9 protein-coding genes are annotated in these 16,627 nt (G+C 60.2%); 5 read left to right on the plus strand and 4 right to left on the minus strand.

Annotated features, from left to right (window positions below; all coding sequences use genetic code 11):
* Nucleotides 1–4: 4 nt before the first annotated feature.
* Nucleotides 5–2,956 carry a bifunctional [glutamate--ammonia ligase]-adenylyl-L-tyrosine phosphorylase/[glutamate--ammonia-ligase] adenylyltransferase gene (glnE, locus tag AB4N84_RS07985; protein ID WP_460045879.1) on the minus strand — a complete coding sequence of 984 codons (2,952 nt, stop codon included), beginning with the start codon at nucleotides 2,954–2,956 and terminating at the stop codon, nucleotides 5–7.
* A gap of 387 nt (nucleotides 2,957–3,343) precedes the next feature.
* Between glnE and aceE the strand changes: the two genes are divergently transcribed.
* From aceE to msrA, 4 genes are all read left to right on the plus strand, one after another.
* On the plus strand, nucleotides 3,344–5,992 hold the full coding sequence (gene aceE / locus AB4N84_RS07990) for a pyruvate dehydrogenase (acetyl-transferring), homodimeric type (RefSeq protein WP_074751725.1): 2,649 nt from the start codon (nucleotides 3,344–3,346) through the stop codon (nucleotides 5,990–5,992).
* 150 nt (nucleotides 5,993–6,142) lie between these two features.
* Nucleotides 6,143–7,801, plus strand: a complete 1,659-nt coding sequence (gene aceF / locus AB4N84_RS07995) for a dihydrolipoyllysine-residue acetyltransferase (RefSeq protein ID WP_460045881.1) — start codon at nucleotides 6,143–6,145, stop codon at nucleotides 7,799–7,801.
* 519 nt (nucleotides 7,802–8,320) lie between these two features.
* Nucleotides 8,321–11,014 (plus strand): putative bifunctional diguanylate cyclase/phosphodiesterase, encoded by a 2,694-nt coding sequence (locus AB4N84_RS08000; protein ID WP_460045882.1) that lies wholly within the window; start codon nucleotides 8,321–8,323, stop codon nucleotides 11,012–11,014.
* Between the two features lie 142 nt (nucleotides 11,015–11,156).
* A complete protein-coding gene (gene msrA / locus AB4N84_RS08005) occupies nucleotides 11,157–11,819 on the plus strand; it encodes a peptide-methionine (S)-S-oxide reductase MsrA (RefSeq protein ID WP_460045883.1) in 663 nt (220 codons plus the stop codon).
* 155 nt (nucleotides 11,820–11,974) lie between these two features.
* On the opposite strand, the gene AB4N84_RS08010 is transcribed toward msrA, so the two are convergent.
* The gene (locus AB4N84_RS08010; protein WP_074751717.1) at nucleotides 11,975–12,817 is read right to left on the minus strand and encodes a 23S rRNA (adenine(2030)-N(6))-methyltransferase RlmJ; all 843 of its coding nucleotides are present in this window, start codon (nucleotides 12,815–12,817) and stop codon (nucleotides 11,975–11,977) included.
* Between the two features lie 331 nt (nucleotides 12,818–13,148).
* Here AB4N84_RS08010 and AB4N84_RS08015 point away from each other — a divergent pair, with 331 nt between their 5' ends.
* A complete protein-coding gene (locus tag AB4N84_RS08015) occupies nucleotides 13,149–13,415 on the plus strand; it encodes a hypothetical protein (protein ID WP_460045885.1) in 267 nt (88 codons plus the stop codon).
* Nucleotides 13,416–13,550: 135 nt separating this feature from the next.
* Here the strand turns inward: AB4N84_RS08015 and gbdR are convergent, their stop codons facing one another.
* Both gbdR and AB4N84_RS08025 read right to left on the minus strand, forming a co-directional pair.
* A complete protein-coding gene (gene gbdR / locus AB4N84_RS08020) occupies nucleotides 13,551–14,654 on the minus strand; it encodes a choline metabolism transcriptional regulator GbdR (protein ID WP_346828801.1) in 1,104 nt (367 codons plus the stop codon).
* Nucleotides 14,655–15,165: 511 nt separating this feature from the next.
* Nucleotides 15,166–16,542, minus strand: a complete 1,377-nt coding sequence (locus AB4N84_RS08025) for an L-serine ammonia-lyase (RefSeq protein WP_460045886.1) — start codon at nucleotides 16,540–16,542, stop codon at nucleotides 15,166–15,168.
* Between the last annotated feature and the right edge of the window lie 85 nt (nucleotides 16,543–16,627).

The raw sequence follows: 16,627 nt of genomic DNA on the forward strand, positions 1-16,627 counted from the left end.
AACATCAACTCAACCCCAACTGCGCCCAGATCCGCATCACTTCACGCCGCTCGGCCACAAACTGATCGCCGTTGACCACCCCCGCATCTTTCTGCAAGGCCTGTCGGTGAGCGGCCGAACGATACGCCTTGTACACCTCGCGCAGCAGACTGGCGTCAGCAGCGGGCATCAGACCCGCCTGCTCCAGACCTTCAAGAATGCGGATGTTATCGGTGTATCGAAGCAGCGCAGGATGCTCTCTGGACCACGCCAAGGCCGCGTATTGCACCATAAATTCGATATCGACGATACCACCGGCGTCCTGCTTGAGATCGAACGACGCCGTGGCTTCGAAGGCATTCGCCCCCTTGCCGGCGGTTGTGCCCTTGGTGCCGAGGTTGTCGCGCATCTTGGCGCGCATCTCGCTGACCTCCTGACGCAGCGTGCCCAGATCCCGCTCGCGGCCCAGCACCGCTGCGCGAACCGCTTCAAATCCCTGGCCCACATCCGTGCTGCCCACCAGCACCCGGGCACGCACCAATGCCTGATGCTCCCAGGTCCAGGCTTCGTTCTCCTGATACCGGGAAAACGCCCCCAGCGAACTTACCAGCAAACCCGACGCCCCCGAAGGTCGCAGGCGCATGTCCACTTCGTACAACTGACCGGAGTTGGTTTGCGTGGTAATCAAATGGATGATCCGCTGGCCCAGTCGCGTAAAGAACTGCGCACCATCGATTGGTTTGGCGCCGTCGGTTTCGGCTTGCGGATCGCCATCGTGGATGAACACCAAGTCCAGATCGGAACCATGCCCCAGTTCGATCCCGCCGACTTTTCCATAACCGACAATCACAAAGCCGGGGTCGCACACCGTGCCGTCCGGGCGCCGTGGCGCACCATGGCGGGCGACCGTGTGCCGCCACGCCAACGCCAACACCTGTTCCAGAATGGCCTCTGCCAGCCAGGTCAGGTAATCACTGACTTTCATCAATGGCAGGCTGCCGGTGATCTCCGACGCCGCGACACGCAGGCTGTGCGCCAGCTTGAAGTGCCGAAGCGCTTCCATCTGTTGTTCAAGATCGTCTTCAGGAATGCGCGTCAGGCGCTCGCGCAACTCGGCGCCCAACTCCAGCGCCTGTGGCGGGCTGAATAGCCGGCCTTCATTGAGCAATTCGTCCAGCAGCAGCGGGAAGCGGGCTATCTGCTCGGCGATCCACGGGCTGGCCGCGCACAAGGTCAGCAGCCGGCGCAGCGCCCCAGGGTTTTCGGTGAGAAGCACCAGATAGGCCGACCGCCGCGCCACGGCCTCAACCAATGGCAGCACACGCTCCAGGACCAGATCAGGGTTGCTGTGTTCGACCGCTTGGGCCAACAGGCGTGGAATGAACGCATCGAGCCGCTCACGCCCCAGACGCTGCATCGAGCGCAGCTGCGAACTGTTGCGCAAATTGCTCAGGTGCTTCAGCGCTTTCTGCGCATCCGAGAATCCGCCTTCCTGCAATTGAAGGGAGGCGCTTTCTTCATTCTGAGACTCTTCCCACAGTGGCAACCACTCGCCGCCGACGATCTCTTCGCCGCCGTCCTCCTGACCCTCTTCTTCATCCGGGTCAGCGATGACTTGCCGGAAATGCCAGTCAACCCGACCTCGCCAATACATAAGCTTCTCGTGGAAGCTGTTCCAGTCGGCAAAGCCCATGATGAACGCGATGCGCGCCTGGTCCCGATCGTCCTCGGGCAGCATCTGGGTCTGACGATCCGCAATGGCCTGAATGGCGTGCTCGGTGTAGCGCAGGAATTCATACCCTTGGCGCAGCTCGTCAATGACAGCCGAAGGCAGGTAGCCTTGACCGTCGAGCGTGCGCAACACCTTGAGCAAAGGACGCTGCTGCAGGCTCAGGTCGCGGCCGCCGTGAATCAACTGGAACGCCTGAGCGATGAATTCCACCTCGCGAATGCCGCCCGAACCCAGCTTGATGTTCGCCGCCATGCCCTTGCGCCGGACCTCCTGCTGTATCAGCTGTTTCATGGTGCGAAGCGCTTCGATGGCCGAGAAATCCAGGTAGCGCCGATAAACGAACGGTCGCAGCATTTCCAGCAGCTCGTCACCCTTGGCCTGATCACCACCGACCACCCGGGCCTTGATCATGGCGTAGCGTTCCCAGTCGCGCCCTTGATCCTGGTAGTACTGCTCCAGCGCGTTGAAGCTGAGCACCAGCGCGCCGGATGAACCATAGGGCCGCAAGCGCATGTCAACGCGAAAGACAAAACCGTCGACCGTCACCGGATCCAGTGCCTTGATCAGGCGCTGGCCGAGACGGATGAAAAACTCCTGATTATCCAGCGGACGTTTAACCCCCTGGGTTTCGCCGCCCTCGGGGTAGGCGAAGATCAGGTCGATGTCGGACGACAGGTTCAATTCGACGGCGCCAAGCTTGCCCATGCCGAGGATGACCATGTGCTGTGGCTCGCCGCTGCGACGACCGGTGGGCGTTCCGAATTGCTGGCAATGCCGCTCATACAGCCACTGGTACGCGAGGTCGATACTGCCATCGGCCATGTCGGAAAGGTCGCGACAGGTTTCGACCAGATCAGCTTGCCGGGTCAGGTCACGCCAGATAATTCGGACTTGCTGCCGCGTCCTCTGCCGACGTAGATTACGCCCCAGCTCATCGTCACTGGCAGCTTCCTGCACTGCGACGGCCATCTGCTGGCGCAGCTCACCGGCTTTAAAGCCACGCTCAAGCTCACCGGATTCGGCGAGGTCGAGCAGCATCTGAGGGTCGCGACTCACCTGATCAGCGACAAAGTCGCTGGCCGCGCAAACGCGATCAAAAGCCGCCAGACGTTCAGCGGGCCAGGCATCGAAAGTCGCCTGACCGGCCTCCGTCAGAGAGACAAGCGCAGCGCGGAACGACTGTTGCGCACGAGTGACCAACGGCAGCAGGACGGCCGGCAGATCAGCCAGCAAAGGGAGGCTCATGGTCTATCCTTGGTCGGCGTTCAAAAGACTACCCGCCGTGGAGGTTGTACACACGATACGGACAGGACTGTCGAACAAAGGTTAAAAATTGCTAGCGCTTCATTATTTTTGGTTGCCGGGATCAGCTTTCACTTGATCTGCTTGTTATTTCAACCAACATTAGCGATTTGTTTCACCGCATGACCCGAGCGAAAACATCGTTCACCTGTAGTTTTACTACTGTATATACAAGTCAAAAAGCTGAAACGGCCAAAGATTTGTAGTAAAACTACACAACGCCGGGTACAACTCCGGCCATCCAAGAATTTTTACGTCGTCTGCCCACAAGGCCAGTCGCAACAAACTCAGGCAACCGATTCTGGAAGCCTTTCCGCCCTGGAGCAAGCCATGCAAGACCTCGATCCCGTCGAAACCCAGGAATGGCTGGACGCCCTGGAATCGGTTCTCGACAAAGAAGGCGAAGACCGTGCTCATTACCTGATGACCCGTATGGGCGAGCTGGCCACACGAAGTGGTACCCAGCTGCCGTACTCCATCACCACGCCTTACCGCAACACCATCCCTGTTACCCGCGAAGCACGCATGCCCGGCGACCTGTTCATGGAACGCCGCATCCGTTCGATCGTTCGCTGGAACGCACTGGCGATGGTCATGCGCGCCAACATGCAAGACCCTGATCTGGGCGGCCACATCTCCACGTTCGCGTCCAGCGCCACGCTGTATGACATCGGCTTCAACTACTTCTTCCAGGCCCCGACCGAAGAACACGGCGGCGACCTGATCTACTATCAAGGTCACGCTTCTCCCGGCATCTACGCTCGCGCCTTCCTTGAAGGTCGCTTGAGCGAAGAGCAGATGCTCAAGTTCCGTCAGGAAGTGGATGGCGGCGGTCTGTCGTCGTACCCGCACCCTCACCTGATGCCGGACTTCTGGCAGTTCCCTACCGTTTCCATGGGCCTGGGCCCGATTACTGCGATCTACCAGGCGCGCTTCATGAAGTACCTGGAAAACCGTGGTTTCATCCCGGCTGGCAAGCAGAAAGTCTGGTGCTTCATCGGTGACGGTGAGTGCGACGAGCCGGAAACCCTGGGCGCCATTTCCCTGGCCGGTCGTGAAAACCTCGACAACCTGATCTTTGTCATCAACTGCAACCTGCAGCGCCTCGACGGCCCGGTTCGCGGTAACGCCAAGATCATCCAGGAACTCGAAGGCGTATTCCGCGGCGCTGCCTGGAACGTCAACAAGGTCATCTGGGGCCGCATGTGGGACCCACTGTTCGCTCAGGACGAAGACGGCCTCATGCAGCGTCGCATGGACAAAGCCATCGACGGCGAGTACCAGAACTACAAGGCCAAAGACGGCGCCTACGTCCGTAAGCACTTCTTCGGCGACGATCCAGAGCTGCTCAAGCGCGTCGAGAACCTGTCCGACGACGAGATCTGGAAACTCAACCGTGGCGGCCACGACCCGTACAAGGTCTACGCGGCGTACCACCAGGCGGTCAACCACAAAGGCCAGCCAACCGTCATCCTGGCCAAGACCATCAAAGGTTACGGTACCGGTGCAGGCGAAGCGAAAAACACCGCGCACAACACCAAGAAGGTCGATATCGAGTCGCTGAAGAAATTCCGTGACCGCTTCGACATTCCGCTGAACGATTCCGAGCTCGAATCGCTGCCGTTCTATCGTCCGGCCGAAGACAGCGCGGAAATGAAATACCTGCGCAAATGCCGTGAGAAGCTCGGTGGCTCCCTGCCGCAGCGCAACCGTGGTAACACCAGCATCCCGACTCCGCCACTGGACACCCTCAAGTCCATTCTGGACGGTTCGGGCGACCGTGAAATCTCCACCACCATGGCGTTCGGTCGTATCCTCGCCTCGATGGTGAAAGACAAGGAACTGGGCAAGCGCATCGTTCCGATCCTCGCCGACGAAGCGCGTACCTTCGGTATGGAAGGCATGTTCCGTCAGTTGGGTATCTACTCGCCAGTCGGCCAGCTTTACGAGCCAGTCGACCGCGATCAGGTGATGTACTACCGCGAAGAGAAAGACGGCCAGATCCTGCAGGAAGGCCTCAACGAGGCAGGCGCGTTCTCCTCGTTCATCGCTGCCGGTACCGCCTACAGCAACTACAACACCCCGATGCTGCCGGTCTACATCTTCTACTCGATGTTCGGCTTCCAGCGTATCGGCGACCTGGCCTGGGCTGCTGGCGATGCACAGACTCGCGGCTTCCTGCTGGGCGGCACCTCCGGGCGTACCACGCTCAACGGTGAAGGCCTGCAACACGAAGACGGTCACAGCCACATCCTGGCCTCGACCATCCCGAACGTGCGCAGCTATGACCCTGCCTATGCCTACGAGCTGGCGGTGATCATGCACGAAGGCACGCACCGGATGATGACGTTGCAGGAAAACGTCTATTACTACATCACCGTGATGAACGAGAACTACCACCAGCCAGCCATGCCGGCCGGTGTCGAAGACGGCATCATCAAGGGCATGTACCTGCTTGAGGAAGACAAGCGCGAAGCGGCTCATCACGTTCAACTGATGGGTTCGGGCACCATCCTCAACGAAGTGCGCGAAGCGGCGAAGATCCTGCGTGAGCAGTTCAACATCGGCGCCGATGTCTGGAGCGTTACCAGCTTCAACGAACTGCGTCGCAACGGCCTGGCCGTCGAGCGTGCCAACCGTTTGAAGCCGGGCCAAAAGCCACAGGTGAGCTACGTTGAAGAATGCCTCAACGGCCGTAAAGGTCCGGTGATCGCTTCGACCGACTACATGAAACTGTTCGCTGACCAGATCCGTCAGTGGGTTCCGACCAAGGAATACAAAGTCCTGGGCACTGACGGCTACGGCCGCAGCGACAGCCGCAAGAAGCTGCGTCACTTCTTTGAAGTCGACCGTCACTTCGTGGTGCTGGCAGCTCTGGAAGCCCTGGCCGACCGTGGCGACATCGAACCGAAAGTCGTGGCGGAAGCCATCACCAAGTTCGGCATCGACCCGGATAAACGCAACCCGCTGGACTGCTAAGGCCTGCGTTAACGATCGCAAAGCGCGCTGCAACATTGCGCACGACAGCCGAGGATGCGGAATTTACTCCGGTAAATGAGCATCCGAGGCTGTTTTGTCGCACTCCCGGCAGCGCAGTCGAGTGAACAGGTTCTCCTAAGGAGAGACATTGTGAGTGAGTTAATTCGTGTACCCGACATCGGCAGCGGTGACGGTGAAGTCATTGAGTTGTTCGTCAAGGTTGGCGATCGCATCGAAGCCGATCAGAGCCTGCTGACCCTTGAGTCGGACAAGGCGAGCATGGAAATCCCTGCGCCAAAGGCCGGTGTCGTCAAAAGTCTGAAAGTGAAAATCGGCGACCGCTTGAAAGAAGGCGACGAGCTGCTCGAGCTGGAAGTGGAAGGTGAATCTGCCGCTGCTCCTGCTGCCGAAGCTGCTGCCGAGCCCGCCGCAGCGGCCCCAGCACCTGCTGCTGAAAAACCGGCTGAGGCAGCGCCTGCACCTGCCGCCGCGCCAGCCCCTGCTGCCGAAGCCGCCGTTCAGGACATCCATGTGCCTGACATCGGTTCGTCGGGCAAAGCTCGCATCATCGAACTGCTGGTCAAGGTGGGCGACAGTATCGAAGCTGACCAGTCCCTGATCACGCTGGAATCCGACAAGGCCTCGATGGAGATTCCGTCTCCAGCCGCTGGCGTTGTCGAGAGCATCAGCGTCAAGGTCGAAGACGAAGTCGGCACTGGCGACCTGATCCTGAAACTGAAAGTGGCCGGTGCTGCACCTGCCGCCGCGCCTGCTCAGGCAGCGGCCCCGGCTCCGGCCAAGGCTGACGCGCCTGCAGCAGCGCCAGCCGCTGCACCTGCGCCGAAAGCCGAAGCGGCCCCTGCGCCTGCAGCCGCTCCTGCCAGAGACGGTGCCAAGGTTCACGCAGGCCCGGCTGTTCGTCAGCTGGCTCGTGAATTCGGCGTCGAGCTGAGCGCTGTGACGGCGACCGGCCCACATGGCCGCGTCCTGAAGGAAGACGTGCAGGTTTACGTCAAATCCATCATGACCAAAGCCAAAGATGCACCGGCTGCTGGCGGCGCTGCCGGCGGCATGGGCATTCCTCCGATTCCGGAAGTCGATTTCAGCCGCTTCGGCGAAATCGAAGAAGTGCCGATGACTCGCCTGATGCAACTGGGCGCAACCGGTCTGCACCGCAGCTGGCTGAATATCCCGCACGTCACTCAGTTCGATCAGGCCGACATCACCGACCTGGAAGCTTTCCGCGTTGCGCAGAAAGCCGTCGCCGAAAAAGCGGGCGTGAAGCTGACCGTATTGCCTCTGCTGCTCAAGTCCTGCGCGCACCTGCTCAAGGAGCTGCCGGACTTCAACAGCTCGCTGGCACCCAGCGGCAAGGCAATCATCCGCAAGAAATACGTCAACATCGGTTTCGCCGTGGACACGCCGGACGGCCTGTTGGTCCCAGTGATCAAGAACGTCGACCAGAAGAGCCTGCTGCAACTGGCTGCCGAAGCCGCCGAGCTGGCTGAGAAAGCACGCAGCAAAAAGCTGTCGGCCAACGACATGCAAGGTGCCTGCTTCACGATCTCCAGCCTGGGTCACATTGGCGGCACCGGCTTCACGCCGATCGTCAACGCGCCTGAAGTGGCGATCCTGGGTGTGTCCAAGGCCACCATGCAACCGGTCTGGGACGGCAAGGCTTTCCAGCCACGCCTGATGCTGCCGTTGTCACTCTCCTACGATCACCGTGTGATCAACGGCGCTGCAGCGGCTCGCTTCACCAAGCGTCTGAGCGATTTGCTGGCGGATATCCGTACGATTCTGCTGTAAGCCGTACAAGGCCCGTTTCCCATGAAACGGGCCTTCGCTGTTTTTCGAGCTGCCACGCTCGTACCTCAACCCCGCCCATTTGGCGGGGCTTTTTTTGGGCGCAGGTTTTTGGGGGTTGGGGTTGGGGTTGGGGTATAGCCGAGTTCGGTGGTGCCGCTTGTGTTGTGGCTCTGCCTAACGGCAGAACTGTTCCGCCTTGGTTACTTGGGGTCATCAAGTAACTCGCCGAAGGCGAAACAGGTCTGGCGTTAGCCAGAGCCCCTCTTAACATCACCACCGAAAAACCAGACATACACGACGAAAAGGCGACCCCAACGCACCAACATCAGCCACTTACCGGCCTTTCCCGACAAATCCGACCAACAACCTTTAGTTAATCCCCGATTTGCCGACAGATTTATAGCACTAAGCCATCGCGCTCACTTGTCAGCCCGTTCGCCATGATGCAACCTTGCGACACGCGATTTAACGATGGGCTCCTTGCCCATCCGCGACAGTACTCTTAAAGCGAGTTCCTTCATGAAAAGCCAACCTGATGCTGCCGCCCGATCGGCAGCCGAGGTCGTGACGCAATTGCCGGTGCCCTCGCGGCTCGGCATGCTGCGTTTCGAGCGGCTGAATGAACCCAACTGGGCGATGCTGTACCTGGATCCCAACTGCGAAAAGCAGTTCGACATGCCGGCTATGGAGCTGTGCGCCCTCATCGGCGCACCTTATGCCAGCCTGATGGAACCGGAGGCTCGCTACCATTTGCACGATGCCGTACAGATGCAACTGGCCAGCAACTCGCATTACGTCATCCGCTACACCCTTCACACGACTCGCGGCCCGCTGGGCCTGCTTGAGATCGGAGAAGGCTACAAGCAGCACAACCGTCACCTGCTGCGTGGCTATCTGATGGTGGTGGATGAGGTGTTCGACGCCAGTGAGCTGGCGTTCAGCCCGGACCTGGAAGTTCAGAACTCGCGCCTGCAGATCGCACTGGAGCTGAATCAGCGCGCTCAACACGAACAGCTGCAGCACCTTGAACGGGTTCGTGCGCAGCAGAGCCTGATCCTGCGCCTGGCGCGCCATCGCTACAGCTCCAGCAACTCCTTGCAGGAAGCCGCCGAGCTGATCACCAAGAGCGCTTGCGAGATCTACGACATTGATCGCGCGGCCATCTGGAACCTCAACGGCCAGACACTCGAGCCCATCGCCGAGTATCGCCGGGACATCGACGGTTACTTCAAACCCGCCGCCATCGACATCAGTCGCTACCCCAGTTATTTGGAAGCGCTGCACACCAGTCGTGCCATCGACGCCAATGACGTGCAGCTCGACCCGCGCACCCGTGAACTGGCCGAAAGCCTCGGGCCGCGTGACATCAACGCGATTCTCGACGCCAGCATACGCATCGACGGCCACGTCGTGGGCGTGTTGTGCCTGGAACAGACCGGCACGGCGCGCGACTGGCAGTCCGACGAGATCGCCTTTGCGGGCGAGCTGGCCGACCAGTTTGCGCAGGCGATCAACAACCACAATCGTCGCACCGCCACCAACGCACTGCACCTGTTCCAGCGTGCCGTGGAGCAGAGCGCCAATGCGTTTTTGCTGGTCAATTGCGATGGCGTGGTCGAGTACGTCAACCCAAGTTTCACCGAGATCACCCAGTACACCGCGGATGAAGTCCATGGCCATCGCCTGTCGGAACTCCCCGCGCTGGAAAATCTCAACTCGCTGTTGCTGGACGCCAATTCAAGCCTGGTCAGCGGCAACAGCTGGCAGGGCGAATTCAAGAGCCGTCGCAAGAACCTCGAACCGTACTGGGGCCAATTGTCGATTTCCAAAGTCTATGGCGACAACCGCGAGCTGACCCATTACATCGGCATCTACGAAGACATCACCCAGGCCAAGCTCTCCCAGCAGCGGATCGAGCGCCTGGCGTACACCGACAACCTGACCAATCTGGGCAACCGTCCGGCGTTCATTCGCACCCTCGACGAGCACTTCGCCCGGGACATCGAAACGCCGATCAGCCTGCTGCTGGTGGACATCGACAACTTCAAGCGCATCAACGACAGCCTCGGTCACCAGACCGGTGACAAGTTGCTGATCAGCCTCGCGCGGCGTCTGCGCAACAGCCTGAGCCCGACCGGGATTCTCGCGCGCTTTGCCAGTAACGAGTTCGCAGTGCTGCTCGACGACACCGGTCCCGAGGACGGTCAACGTATCGCCAGTCAGGTGCTGACCACGCTGGACAAGCCCATGTTCGTCGATAACCAGCTGATCAGCGTGACGGGCTCCGTCGGCCTGGCCTGCGCGCCCCTGCACGGTCGTGACCCGCAAACCCTGATGAAGAACGCCGGTCTGGCGCTGCACAAGGCCAAGGCCAACGGCAAGCATCAGGTCCAGGTGTTCACCGAAGCGCTCAACGCCGAGGCCAGCTACAAGCTGTTCGTCGAGAACAACTTGCGGCGCGCCCTGACGCAAAACGAGCTGGAAGTCTTCTATCAGCCCAAACTGTGCCTGCGCACCGGGCGCTTGTTGGGCATGGAAGCGTTGTTGCGCTGGAACCATCCGGAAAAGGGCATGATCCGACCGGACCAGTTCATCAGCGTCGCCGAGGAGACCGGCCTGATCATTCCGATCGGCAAATGGGTCGCGCGCCAGTCCTGCCGCATGAGCAAGCAACTCACCGCTGCCGGTTACGGCAAGCTGCACGTGGCGATCAACGTCTCGCCCAAACAGTTCTCCGACCCGGAACTGGTGACCTCGCTCGCCAACATCTTGCGCGAAGAACAGCTCGACCCGTCGCTGCTGGAGCTGGAGCTCACCGAAGGCCTGCTGCTGGAAGCGACCGAGGATACGCGCCTGCAACTGGAATCCCTGAAAACCCTCGGCCTGACGCTGGCGATGGACGACTTTGGCACCGGTTACTCATCCTTCAGTTACCTGAAGAAATTCCCGATCGACGTGATCAAGATCGACCGCAGCTTCATCCGCGACATTCCGGACGATCAGGACGACATGGAAATCACCTCGGCGGTCATCGCCATGGCGCACAACCTCAAACTGACGGTGGTCGCGGAAGGCATCGAGACCGCCGAGCAACTGGCGTTTCTGCGTCGCCACCGCTGCGACGTAGGCCAGGGTTATCTGTTCGACAAACCCATCCCGGGCGAAGACCTGATCAACGCCTTGCGGCGCTATCCACGCGGGCCGCAGCTCTGACGCCCAAGGTTCGCTCCCCTTCCCCGCTCGTTCCATGTACGGCACACTTGTCGCCTTTCATTTGTAACAACACAATCTGACCCCATATACGTCCTTCACTGACAAACCCTGTCGGTTGTCCTGTCCCTGAGAGGTCTACCTCATGGCCCTGCGCTCGGAAATCCTTGTGAACAAAAACGAACTCCCTACTGCCCAGCAAGCGCTGCCGGGCCGCGAAACCCCGATGACCCTGCCGGAAAAGCACTTCGTCAATGACACTCCGCTGCTGGGGCCGTTCTTTGAGCACGTCGAATTCGCCATCTTCGGCCTGGGTTGCTTCTGGGGCGCCGAGCGTCGTTTCTGGCAACGTGATGGCGTTGTAAGCACAGTCGTGGGCTACGCGGGCGGCTTTACGCCGAACCCGACCTACGAAGAAGTGTGTTCCGGCCTGACCGGTCACAGTGAGGTGGTGCTGGTGGTGTATGAGCCGGAGAAGGTCAGCTATCAAGAGCTGCTGGCGATGTTCTGGGAACTGCACAACCCGACTCAGGGCATGCGCCAGGGCAACGACATCGGCACCCAGTACCGATCGGTAATTTACGCCACCACGCCTGAACAGCTGGAAGCAGCCCAAGCCAGCGCCGAGGTGTTTCAGGCGGAACTGACCAAGGCCGGTCTGGGGGACATCACCACGGAGATCGACCAGGCGCCGACCGTGTACTTCGCTGAGGCGTATCACCAGCAATACCTGGCCAAGAACCCGCAAGGCTATTGCGGGATTGGCGGCACGGGCGTTTGCATGCCGCCGAGCCTGAACCTGGCTTGAGCCAAACGGGCTTAAGGATCAACACCGATACACTGTAGGAGCCGGCTTGCTGGCGAATGCGTCAGGTCAGACAACATATTGTTTACTGATCCACCGGTTCGCCAGCAAGCCGGCTCCTACAGCGGCGGTGTTCGCCACACGAGCACCTCAGGCAATCAGCTCTCTGCGATCAGCCAATCCATCGTCCAGTCACCCTGAGTCTGGCCCAGCTTCTCGGCCAGCCAAGGCAGCAGCTCACGCAGCTCCTCCTCCAGCCCCCACGGCGGGTTGGCGATGGCCATGCCTGAGCCGTTCAGGCTGTTCGGCGTGTCCAGCGGATGCACCAGCAATTCCACACGCAACAGCTTCGGCGCGCCGGTTTCAGCCAGTTCTTGATAGAAACGCTTGAGCGCACGCTGGTCCTTGACCGGATACCAGATGGCCGCAACGGTCTGACGCATGCGGCCGATGGCTTCCTTGAGCGCGACCGAGCAGCGCTTCATCTCGTCCAGTTGCTCGAACGGCGGGTCGATCAGCATCACCGCGCGTTTTTCCTGCACCGGCAGCAAGGCCCGAGGCACATGCCAGCCCTCACCCAGGTGCACCGCCACGCGGCGGTCGTATTTCATATTGTCCTTGAGCAGCGCGCCGTCTTCAGGGTGTTTCTCGTTGAGCAACACGCGGTCCTGCTCACGGGTCAGACGTCGCGCCAGCTCAGGCGAACCGGGGTAGTAGCGCAATTCGCCGGTCTTGCGGTTCATCTGGCGAATCACGTCCAGATAGCCCGCAGCCATCGGCGGCACATCGTGCGCGTCCCACAAACGGCCGATGCCTTCGATCCACTCGCCGGTACGCGTGGCCTGATCACCTTGCAGGTCGTACAGACCCAGACCCGCGTGGGTGTCGAGGTAGGCGAGCGGCTGCTCCTTGCGCGACATCAGCGCGATCAAGCGAGTCAGGACGATGTGTTTGAAGACGTCGGCGTGGTTGCCGGCGTGGAAGGCGTGACGGTAGTTCATGGCGGCTCCTGGAAGGCTGCGGAGTTTAACAAAACAGCCGCCATTGCGCAGACCGCTCGTGCCCCACCGCGCACGGGAAACCAAATCACAGGCAAAAAAAGCCCCGGTTAAGCCGTTACAAAACCGGGGTTGAGGGACATGCGCGGCCCAGAGGGTGACCAAACCGTGGCCCGCGCAATTTGAATGTGGCGATTATGCCGAATGAACTAAATGGTTACATAGCCAAAACCGACGTGCTGTTGCGTATCCCAGACATTGCCGACGACAGGTATTGCCGAGCGTGCGCGGCGCTACCAGAATCGGCTCAATCCCAATAAAAGGAGCGAGCGTCATGATGCATGCGGACCTGATCGACCAGGACGATCTACTGGGTCAACTCAGAGCGATCGGCTTTGAAATGCCTTCCGGCGCCACCGCTGAGCAAGCCTGCGCACAGGTCGTGTGTGGCTTGAACGACGACCGCGCTCGGGCATTGCGCCAATTGGTGGAAAAGATGCTCACCAGCAGCGCAACCATCTTGCCAGCGGTGCGTCAGGCGATTGATCAGCAGTTATTGCCGGCGTTGGCGACGTATAACAAAGCTCGTACGCAGGCATAACATCGCGATCTGCTGCGACATTAAACATTGTAGGAGCCGGCTTGCTGGCGAACCGGGTCTTGTCAGCGACGCCATCCGTCACTGGCCTCCCGCATTCGCCAGCAAGCCGGCTCCTACCGTTTGAAGCGCCGCTTTTTACAACCTCACACTCGCAAACGTCGATTCGTTGCGCGCCTGGCTCAGTGCCGACAGCGGGCCGGAGAGCGGTGCCAGGACCATGGCCTGAGGAATCGGCATCATCGCCACTTGTTGCGCGGTGTTGGAGCCTACGCGTTCGTCGCGTGGAGGTATGCCGAAGTATTCGCGATAGCACTTGGAGAAGTGTGGCGTGGACACGAAGCCGCAGACCGAGGCGACTTCGATGATCGACATCGGCGTCTGCTTGAGCAACTGACGCGCACGGATCAGGCGCAGTTTCAGGTAATAACGCGATGGCGAGCAGTGCAGGTATTTCTGGAACAGCCTTTCAAGCTGACGCCGGGAAACCGAAACGTAGACCGCCAGTTCGTCAAGGTCGATGGGCTCCTCGAGGTTGGCTTCCATCAGCGCCACGATTTCCTGCAGCTTCGGCTGGTTGGTGCCGAGCATGTGTTTAAGCGGCACACGCTGGTGATCCTGTTCGTTACGAATGCGCTCATAAACGAACATCTCCGAGATCGCGGCGGACAGCTCACGCCCGTGATCGCGACTGATAAGGTGCAGCATCATGTCCAGCGGGGCGGTGCCGCCGGAGCTGGTGAAGCGGTTACGGTCGAGGGTGAACAGGCGCGTGCTCATGGCAACACGCGGGAAAGCTTCCTGCATCGCCGCCAGACATTCCCAGTGCACGCTGCAATCGAAGCCGTCCAGAAGACCGGCGCAGGCCAGCGCCCAGCTGCCGGTGCACACGGCGCCGAGGCGACGGGACTGACGCGCTTGGCTCTGCAGCCAGCTCACGTGTTCACGGGTCACAGTGCGTTGAATACCGACGCCGCCACAAACGATCACGGTGTCCAGCACCGGCGCCTTGTGCATCGAAGCATCAGGGGTGATTTGCAGACCGTCGCTGGCCCAGACCTGGCCGCCGTCAACGCTCAGGGTGGTCCAGCGATACAGCTCACGACCGGACAACTGGTTCGCCATGCGCAGTGGCTCAACCGCAGATGCGAGCGAGATGAGTGTGAAATTGTCCAGCAGCAGAAAGCCGATGGATTGAGGCGCACGGTTCTGGGGTTGAGCCCCGGAGTTGAACGAAGTCATCACGGTATCTCCTCACACATAAAGCGGTTGATGGCCCCAGTTAGAGGCTCTTGTTGTTTGGCTCTCGTCAGTGGAGAGCTTTGCTATTGCAACGCAAATGCCATGCCTAAAGTTGAATGGGCATTCAATAAACCCTGATTGCGACGTCGCGATGCGTCTATTCGGGAGCGACATGGCTGTTCCGATAGCGACCTATCGATCCCGAAGCCACGGAAACAAAGGGAGGGATGAGCAATTCGGTAGCACTTGTGTGAATTGCCGAAATCTCTGACGCTGACGAGTGTCACCCCAAGCACGGGTGACCGACGGCAGGCCTGTGAACGCGTGTGCAGCATGGCTTTGCGCCATGTCCACAAGGCTCACGCGCCAAAAGGCAGCGGCGGGTTTGAAACGTGATTCAAAAGCGAGCAGAACCGTTTGAGGTGGCCGCTCAGTATCCAGCGCGCCCCCGCCTTACGCTTTCGTGGGCAAGCTCACGAAAGCGTCGGAACAAGCGCCGCCGAGTCACAGGTCAGCACTCAACCGCACTGACCGCCAACCCGCCGCGCGAGGTCTCTTTGTATTTGTCATGCATATCAGCGCCGGTGTCGCGCATGGTGCGAATCACCCGGTCCAGCGAGATGAAGTGATTGCCGTCGCCACGCAGCGCCATCTGTGCGGCATTGATCGCCTTTACGGCGGCAATGGCATTGCGCTCGATGCAAGGCACTTGAACCAGGCCGCCGACCGGATCGCAGGTCAGACCCAGGTTGTGTTCCAGGCCGATTTCGGCGGCGTTGCACAATTGCGCCGGGGTCGCACCGAGGATGTCCGCCAGTCCGGCCGCCGCCATGGCACACGCCGAACCCACTTCACCCTGACACCCCACCTCGGCGCCTGAGATCGAGGCATTTTTCTTACACAGGATGCCGATCGATGCGGCACCCAGGAAATAATCCACCACGTTGGCTTCGCTGACTTCATCGCTGAATTTGACGAAGTAATGCAGCACCGCCGGAATGATCCCCGCCGCGCCGTTGGTAGGCGCCGTCACCATGCGCCCGCCCGCCGCGTTCTCTTCATTGACCGCCAGGGCGAACAGGTTGACCCATTCCATGGCGCTCAATGTCGATCCGATCACGTTTGGTTTGTTGAGCTCTTGCAGGCTGCGGTGCAGGCGCGCTGCACGCCGACGCACGTTCAGGCCGCCCGGCAAAATACCTTCATGTTTGAGGCCATGCTCCACGCAGTCCTGCATGGCGCGCCACAAGCGCATCAGGCCGGAGCGAATCTCCTCTTCGCTGCGCCAGACTTTCTCGTTCGCCATCATCAGTTCCGAGACGCGCAGGCCGTGTTTTTCGCACAGCATCAACAGCTCATCGGCACTGGAGAAATCGTAAGGCAGCGCAGTGTTGTCCATGTCCAGCACGCCGCTGGCGGCTTGCGCTTCATCGACCACAAACCCGCCGCCCACCGAATAGTAGGTGTCGCGGTGCAACTCGCCGCTCACATCGAAGGCGATCAAGGTCATGGCGTTGGGATGAAAGGGCAGGTTTTCGTCGATCAGCTGCATGTCGCGCTGCCAGACGAAAGCGATCGGGTGATCGCCGTTGAGCTTCAGGGTGTCGGTTTCACGCAGTTCGGCAATGTGCTGACCGATCAGCGTCGGGTCGATTGCGTCAGGCCATTCACCCATCAAGCCCATGATCACGGCATTGTCGCTGCCGTGCCCGACGCCGGTGGCTGACAGTGATCCGTACAGGCGCACTTCAATGCGCGAAACCGACGCCAACTGGTCGCGTTCACGCAAGCCTTGAACGAATAACGCCGCTGCGCGCATCGGCCCCACGGTGTGAGAACTGGAAGGGCCGATACCGATCTTGAACAGGTCGAACACGCTGATAGCCATTAACCGCAAACCTCCGCAAAACAGGGTTCCCGGCGCGCCAAGCGGCCGGCGACGGAACTGCTACGCTCAAGCTGCTATCCGTCGA

Source organism: Pseudomonas sp. S2_H01, assembly GCF_054668305.1.

Bases quoted from the DNA above. Each gene is read 5' to 3' on its own strand.
- AB4N84_RS08025 (WP_460045886.1), bottom strand. From the start codon at position 16,542: ATGGCTATCAGCGTGTTCGACCTGTTCAAGATCGGTATCGGCCCTTCC.
- msrA (WP_460045883.1), top strand. From the start codon at position 11,157: ATGGCCCTGCGCTCGGAAATCCTTGTGAACAAAAACGAACTCCCTACT.
- gbdR (WP_346828801.1), bottom strand. From the start codon at position 14,654: ATGACTTCGTTCAACTCCGGGGCTCAACCCCAGAACCGTGCGCCTCAA.
- glnE (WP_460045879.1), bottom strand. From the start codon at position 2,956: ATGAGCCTCCCTTTGCTGGCTGATCTGCCGGCCGTCCTGCTGCCGTTG.
- AB4N84_RS08000 (WP_460045882.1), top strand. From the start codon at position 8,321: ATGAAAAGCCAACCTGATGCTGCCGCCCGATCGGCAGCCGAGGTCGTG.
- aceE (WP_074751725.1), top strand. From the start codon at position 3,344: ATGCAAGACCTCGATCCCGTCGAAACCCAGGAATGGCTGGACGCCCTG.
- AB4N84_RS08010 (WP_074751717.1), bottom strand. From the start codon at position 12,817: ATGAACTACCGTCACGCCTTCCACGCCGGCAACCACGCCGACGTCTTC.
- AB4N84_RS08015 (WP_460045885.1), top strand. From the start codon at position 13,149: ATGATGCATGCGGACCTGATCGACCAGGACGATCTACTGGGTCAACTC.